4 protein-coding genes are annotated in these 5,695 nt (G+C 33.4%); all 4 read right to left on the reverse strand.

Features of this window, described 5'->3' with window-relative positions; genetic code table 11:
* Positions 1-49: 49 nt before the first annotated feature.
* The 4 genes from HMPREF0518_RS06950 to lspA are packed head-to-tail and all read right to left on the reverse strand — an operon-like array spanning position 50 to position 5,671.
* Positions 50-3,241, reverse strand: coding sequence for a carbamoyl-phosphate synthase large subunit (locus HMPREF0518_RS06950; RefSeq protein ID WP_003627405.1), 3,192 nt, complete (start codon positions 3,239-3,241; stop codon positions 50-52).
* A gap of 3 nt (positions 3,242-3,244) precedes the next feature.
* Complete coding sequence (locus HMPREF0518_RS06955) at positions 3,245-4,300, reverse strand: carbamoyl phosphate synthase small subunit (RefSeq protein WP_003627406.1); 1,056 nt, start codon at positions 4,298-4,300, stop codon at positions 3,245-3,247.
* A 2-nt stretch (positions 4,301-4,302) separates the two neighbouring features.
* Positions 4,303-5,214 (reverse strand): RluA family pseudouridine synthase, encoded by a 912-nt coding sequence (locus tag HMPREF0518_RS06960; protein ID WP_020829205.1) that lies wholly within the window; start codon positions 5,212-5,214, stop codon positions 4,303-4,305.
* Positions 5,207-5,671: a signal peptidase II gene (lspA, locus tag HMPREF0518_RS06965; protein WP_003627408.1), complete on the reverse strand. Its 465-nt coding sequence runs from the start codon at positions 5,669-5,671 to the stop codon at positions 5,207-5,209. The genes HMPREF0518_RS06960 and lspA overlap by 8 nt, the downstream gene beginning before the upstream one ends.
* Positions 5,672-5,695 lie beyond the last annotated feature (24 nt).

Raw genomic sequence — 5,695 nt, forward strand, 5'->3', positions numbered from 1 at the left:
GCTTATTTGGTAGAAACCAAGTTATTTACATAGTAACTTGGTTTTTATTTTAAATTGGTTGCGTCGTCAATGCCAACGATTCTAATACATCTAGAATTAATTCTGCAGTTTCAATACTTGAAAAGACAGGAATATGAGTATACAATGCCTCATCTCTTATTCTTAACGCATCTTCACTAGCTGCATCAGAAAGATTAGTAATATTTACTACCATTACAATTTTATGTTGCCGAATTTTTTCTAATAAATTTCGCGGATTATTATGAACTTTCTCTACAACTCCGGTAGTAATCCCTGCTTCCGCAAACATATTTGCAGTTCCTTCTGTAGCAATTAATTTAAAGCCTAATCTGTCAAATCTACGAGCTAATTCTGTTACCCGATTTTTATCTTCATCTCTAACTGAAATGAAAATCGTTCCATAACTAGGGATGTGCAAATCACTAGCTTCATACCCTTTATACAAAGCTTTAGCTAAATGAGTATCTCGTCCCATTACTGAGCCAGATGATTTCATATTAGAATCAAATGTGTTGCCACTACTGTAATTGAGGAAAGAAAATACTGGCATTTTAATATGAATAAAATTACTAGTATGCCACAGTCCATTAGGATATCCTAATTCTTGCAGATTATGACCAATTAATGCCTCTGTAGCACAAGCAGTAATATCTTTATTTAAAGATTTAGATAGAAACGCTACATTATGGCCTGCATAAGGCTTGACTTGCAATAAGTACAACTCATCATTTACCCGCAAATAATGCAAGTTGAAGATACCTCTTGTCTGTAACACTTTAATCAATTTAATCGATTGTTGTTCAATCTTTTTTTGTTGTTCCAGAGACAAATTCTGAGGTTTAATAACCGCTATTGAATCGGAGGCATGTGAGCCTGTTTGTTCTAAGTGTTCAATAATACCAGGCAAAGTAACATTTTCACCATCTGAAATAGCCGTTACTTCATACTTATTTCCCTCAATAAATTGAGACACAGTGATCTGATCCACTTGATTTTCAGCTAAATATCTCTTAATTGCTGGCACATCATAAACCACAGCAGATTTCAACTTATTTTCCTTATTCATACCTCCAATTAAAATCGGAAAGTCATATTGATCAACAAACTTAAATACTGCTTCAGGATTTGTCGTCTTCAAAGATGGAACTCGTTTTAAATTCGTTAATGGGTGATCTAGTAAGTCTGTAATAGTATCCCGTGGATCCTTAGTTTTTGATTGACCAATAATATGCAGCCCATTTTCTTCTAGCTGTTTGCTTAAAGCACTTACTCTTTTGCCTGAGAACTGTAAAAGTACATCTTTAATGTTTTCTCTCTTAGCAATAGTTAAAATATTTTCTAACGTAATTGATTCAAAATATACTCGATCAATATCTTTATATCTAGATGATACAGATTCATCATTATTTGATAGTAAAACTGTAACATAGCCATTCTTATGTAAAGTTTTAGCTGCGTGAGCAATCATGTAATCAAATTCACTCGTTACCGAAACTTGTAATGGCAACATGCCTAAAATCAGGATCTTCTTATCTGCTACCAGATCTTTAGCTTCATTTTGAACATCATATGCGCCATAATAGGCACACACGTTAGGACGATAAACTCCAGCTGAACCATCTATCTTTAAAAACGATGGTTCCAAATTATATTTACTAATTAATGATCGTAATTCCTCTACAGAAATATTTAACACTTTAGCAAGCAAAGGATTAAAGAATCCATAGTCCTTTGCTTCTTTAATTAATTCTAAAGTTAAATGTTCTTTATTTTGTACCAACTTATTAATAATGGCAACAATATGAAGTAATTTTTGATAATAAATAGGATGTAATCCTGTAAGCTGTTGCAATTCACTAAAAGGAATATCTTCTTTAATAGCTGCTAACAATTTAATTAGATGTAATTCATCGGGATGCTTAAGATCTGCAATTATCTCTTCATTTGTTTTGCGACTTTCTTCTACAAAAGCGTTCCAACCTAAATCAAGGTTAGTAGTTGCATCCAGCCCTTTCAGAAATGCAGTTTCGAAATTGCGACCCACACCCATCGCTTCACCACTGGCTTGCATTCGATTACTTAATTGATAATGGTTGTAGCCTGAACCGGTAAATGACCAATATGGTATTTTAATTGCTATCGCATCTAAAGTTGGTTCAATAGAAGCATTTAATCCTGATAATGGATCAGTTATTTCATTTAATCGATAGCCAATAGCTACTTTGCTTACCACATAACCTACATCGTACATGCCAATTCGTTGAGCCCAAACAGAACTACGAGTTAATCGAGGACGAATCGTCAATAACTTAGATTTAATTTGAGTTCCATGGTGTTTAATAGCAAAATGAAAACTTGTAAAACCAACAATTCCTAAATTATCTACAATTCGTCTAACTGATTCTCTTAACTCCTGAATATGATCATTATTCAAAGTTAGAGATGGCATAACAACAGCAGAATCTCCAGAATTTATTGCGACTGGTTCAATAGAACCCGCAAAATTAGTAAATACTAAATTTTCATCTTTATCACGTATTACGTCAACAATGACTTCTTCCCAAGCTGAAAGATCTTCCGTCAATCGATAATTCTTCCATGTAAAGTTATCAGTTTGACTCTCTTCCTTAAAGTAGACAATTAAGTCTTCTTTGTTTTTAAAACGCAAATGTTCATTATGAACATATCGATTATATTTAGTAACTAAAACTGGAAATGTAACTTTAGCAAGCAAACTATCCATAGCAACAATTAAATTATCTTGAGCAGTTTGGCTTAGTTCCCAGGATTCACTAGTATCAATTCCTAGTTTATTTAAAAACTCGGTTCTTTTTTGCTGATTCCCCATCTGCAAGATACGTGAATTCAAAGTTAATAATTGGATTCCCATTTGCTCTAAAATTCCATCTTTCAACAGTTTATGAGCAACTTTTAATCCGTTAGTAGAACCATATGCTGTAATAATTGCATCGGGTTCTTCCATACGCAAAATTCGTTTAAGAAAGTCTAACGTCATCGGTTCCAAATATACAGTGACATTAAGTTTCTTATCCGTAGAAATGGTTGCAGGATTAGGATTAACCAGTATAACTTGGATTCCTTCTTCAGTTAAAGCATCAATAGCTTCTGTAGCCATTAAATCCATCTCAGCTACACTGCCAATTAATGTAGGTCCTGATCCGATAATTAATACTTTATCTAAATCATTTTCTAGAGGCATAATTTACTCCATCATTTGTAAAAAATAATCGAAAATTTCATCTGCATCATGTGAGCCAGGAGCTCCTTCTGGATTAAAAGCAGTTGCTACTATTTTATCTTTTATGTTCCAAAATCCTGCATTCAATTCACTGTGAAGATCAAAATACTCACGATTCATATTCATCTTTATACTATCAGGCAATACTAATTGGTCAATATTCATTGACGTTTGCCAAATTGCATTAGTATTCTGCTCAATTACTGGATAATTAATCCCATTAAATTCTTGCGGTAACTTAACCAATCCAAAATCTAAATAGTCACTCAACACTAAAAAGCCTAATCCAATTCCCCAAATTGGATACTTACCATAAAATTGATCTAAAACTGGAGTGATTTTATCAATGATTTCTTCTGGTTTACCTGGACCATTTGAAATAATGATCCCTTCAGGGCGCAAATTTTCTACATCTACCGGGCTAGCATTATAAGGTAAAACAGTTGCATTTACTTTTCTCAAAGATAAAGCTCTTAACATAGAATGCTTTAATCCTAAATCTAAAACTGCCACTGTTTTTCCCACATTGGGGGATGCATAAGCATTTTTAGTTGAGACCATTGCTGATTTATTTTTAGGAAGAACCAAAGCTTTGATTTGATCAAAAGCATGTTCATCATTGGTATCCATAATTGAAGCTTTAATTGTTCCCTCTTCCATTAGACGATGAACAAGTGCACGCGTATCTACCTTAAAAATAGCTGGTATCTTTTTTTCTTTCAGAAAAGAACTAAGATCTTCAAAATTTTCACTGTCTGAAATATTCAAAGCAATATCATTGGCAATGATTCCCTTGACAGATGGATCAATACTTTCATAGTCAATAGCATTAATACCATTATTACCAATCATCGGTGAGGTGAAAACCAAAATTTTCCCAGCATTAGTTGGATCGGTTAAGGCCTCCTGATAACCAAAATTAGTAGTTTGAATTGCTAATTCACCTGTAGAAATTATGCTTGCTCCTATGCCTTCACCAGCAAAAGAACTTCCATCTTCTAATATCAAATAACGTTTCATTTTTATTCACTTGCTTTTTCTAATTGAGCTAACGTATCTTGAAAAATCTTAGGTGGTTCAACCGTAAATTCTAACCATTTGCCTGTTCTGGGATGTTTAAAGCCTAAAACTTTAGCATGTAAAAATTGGCCATTTCCTTTTAAAGTTTTACGCGGACCATACAAAGGATCTCCTGCAACTGCATGTCCAATATAGTCTAAGTGCACTCTGATTTGATGAGTCCGTCCTGTTTCAAGCTGACACTCAATTAAACTATAACCTTTAAATTGCTTGAGAACCTTAAAATGAGTGACGGCTTTTTTACCATTTTCTACAACCGCCATTTTTTTACGATCATATAGATTACGACCAATTGGTGCATCAATTACACCATTTTCTTCACCAAAATTACCATGGACAATAGCCCAATATATTCTCTTATTCGTCTTATGTGCCAATTGATCTTCAAGAGATTCCCTTGCCTTAGCATTTTTTGCAATCATCAATAAGCCCGAAGTATCTTTGTCAATTCGATGCACAATACCTGGTCTAAAACCTTCAGGCGATTGTGCTAGATCTTGAGTATGATAAAGAAGTGCATTCACCAACGTATGATCGGGATGGCCCGGTGCGGGATGCACTACCATGCCTTGTGGCTTATTTACAACAATCACAACTTCATCTTCATACACAATATCAAGGGGAATATTTTCTGGAACAACATCCAAAGGTTTTACCGCTGGAACATTAATTTCAATTTTATCTCCTGCTTGAATCTTGTAAGAAACTTTTTCTACCTTATGATTAACTAAAATCTCTTTTTCTTTAACTAATTCTTTTACTCTAGTTCTAGACAAATCAGGTATTTGTTCTGAAATAAATTTATCTAAGCGTCCGTACTCATTTTCAACCTGTAATTCATATTTTTTAGGCATTTTGATCATCCTTATCTGCAAAGAAAATTAAGTAAATAAATATAATGAGCACACCGATTGTAATAGCAGTATCAGCAATATTAAAAATATTAAAGTTAATAAAATCAAGTCGAAGCATATCAACCACATACTTTAAGTGAAGTCGATCAATAAAATTACCAATAATGCCACCTAATACTAAGGCTAAGCCAACGTCAAACAAAGCATTTTTATACTTTTTGTTAAATAAAAAATATAAACAAACGCCGATAGCGATCACACTAATACCGTAAAATAGCCACATTTGACCCGTTAAAATATTCCAAGCTGCACCATCATTCTGCAAATAATTAAACGATAGGGTTCCTGGAATAATTTGATGAACTTCACCTACACTATAATGGCTTACAATATAACTTTTTAAGCCTTGATCTGCTAAAACTACAAATAATGAAATAAATAAATATAAAAACTGCATCTTTTATTAAAATAACCCACTAAT

This window comes from Lactobacillus helveticus DSM 20075 = CGMCC 1.1877 (genome assembly GCF_000160855.1).
GTDB lineage: Bacteria > Bacillota > Bacilli > Lactobacillales > Lactobacillaceae > Lactobacillus > Lactobacillus helveticus.

What these genes read in the sequence shown, in the direction of transcription:
- HMPREF0518_RS06950 (WP_003627405.1), bottom strand. Translation starts at nt 3,241, where the DNA reads ATGCCTCTAGAAAATGATTTAGATAAAGTATTAATTATCGGATCAGGA.
- HMPREF0518_RS06955 (WP_003627406.1), bottom strand. Translation starts at nt 4,300, where the DNA reads ATGAAACGTTATTTGATATTAGAAGATGGAAGTTCTTTTGCTGGTGAA.
- HMPREF0518_RS06960 (WP_020829205.1), bottom strand. Translation starts at nt 5,214, where the DNA reads ATGCCTAAAAAATATGAATTACAGGTTGAAAATGAGTACGGACGCTTA.
- lspA (WP_003627408.1), bottom strand. Translation starts at nt 5,671, where the DNA reads ATGCAGTTTTTATATTTATTTATTTCATTATTTGTAGTTTTAGCAGAT.